Source organism: Geodermatophilus sabuli, from assembly GCF_010686765.1.
In the GTDB taxonomy this organism is placed as follows: Bacteria; Actinomycetota; Actinomycetes; order Mycobacteriales; family Geodermatophilaceae; genus Geodermatophilus; species Geodermatophilus sabuli_A.
Map to the genome: position 1 here is coordinate 1 of NZ_JAAGWF010000070.1, position 644 is coordinate 644.

At 78.3% G+C, this 644-nt stretch carries 1 protein-coding gene; it reads left to right on the forward strand.

Annotated elements, in window-relative coordinates; translation table 11 throughout:
- Positions 1-644 (forward strand): DUF222 domain-containing protein (locus GCU56_RS23030; protein ID WP_163484504.1); only part of this gene is annotated, 644 nt, incomplete at both ends.

Genomic DNA, 644 nt, shown 5'->3' on the forward strand with positions numbered 1-644 from the left:
TCCGCGCCGGGCGCGCGCTGGAGCACCTGCCCGCGGTGGCGGCCGCCTTCGCCGCCGGCACCATCACCGCCGAGCAGGTCACCGTGGTGGTGCCGGTGACCACCCCCGAGCGGCTCACCGCCGCCGCGCAGCAGGGCGTGGACCTGGCCGAGGTCGACGCGGTGCTCGCCGACACCGCGGCCAGTCGGCCGCCGGTGCCGTTGGCCCGGGTGGTCGGGCACTACCTGACCCGCCTGGACCCCGACGGCGTGGAACCCGATCCCACCGAGGGGCGCGCCCTGACCCTGGCCCGCCACCCCGACGGCACCCTGACCATCCGCGGGGAGCTGGACTGCGTGGGCGGGGAGAAACTGGCCGCCGCGCTGGAGGCCATCGCCGCCGCCGGCCGGGTCGCCGGGGACCGGCGCACCCGCGCCCAGACCCTCGGCGACGCCCTCGTCCAACTCGCCGACACCGCCCTGGCCTCCGGCCGGCTGCCGGTGCTGCGCACGGTCAAACCGCACGTCATCCTCACCCTCGACCTCGCCGACCTGGCCGAGGAGGGGACCGGGCCCGGAGTCGCCGACACCGGGTTCGGGGCCACCCTGTCCGCCGCCCGCGCCCGCTGGCTGGCCTGCGACGCCACCCTCACCCGCCTCGTCCTG